The sequence below is a fragment of the Streptomyces sp. GbtcB7 genome, from assembly GCF_019091445.1.
GTDB classification, from domain to species: domain Bacteria; phylum Actinomycetota; class Actinomycetes; order Streptomycetales; family Streptomycetaceae; genus Streptomyces; species Streptomyces mirabilis.
Genome location: NZ_JAGXJM010000187.1, coordinates 1 through 346 on the forward strand (window position 1 = coordinate 1; position 346 = coordinate 346).

General features: G+C 68.5%; 1 protein-coding gene. It reads right to left on the reverse strand.

The window, feature by feature from the left end:
* Positions 1 to 74: 74 nt before the first annotated feature.
* The gene (locus tag KVT44_RS55790; protein WP_217576916.1) at positions 75 to 284 is read right to left on the reverse strand and encodes a hypothetical protein; all 210 of its coding nucleotides are present in this window, start codon (positions 282 to 284) and stop codon (positions 75 to 77) included.
* Positions 285 to 346 lie beyond the last annotated feature (62 nt).

Sequence of the window (346 nt, forward strand, 5' to 3'; positions counted from 1 at the left end):
GGCATCCCCTCGAGCGAATTCATCATGGGCCGAACGACCTCGCTACCGATCCTCATGACTCACCTCACTCCCTTTCATCGCCAGTTGTACGTGTAGGCCCAGGCCAGCGCATCCAGGGCGCCCGACGAGAGTTCCGGATGCCGCGCCGCCATCTCCGCCCGCGCTCTGCGACCCGCCGTGGGGAGATCGTCGCGGGTCCAATCGGGAGCGATGGCGAGACACTCGGTCACTGCCGCCTGGGCGCGCTCCTCGAGGGGCGAGGCCCGGCCCGGGGTCTCCTGCACGCGAGAGCGAGGGTGCGATGACGTCCCCCACCCCAGCAAAGCGATAATGGCGGCGCTCAGGT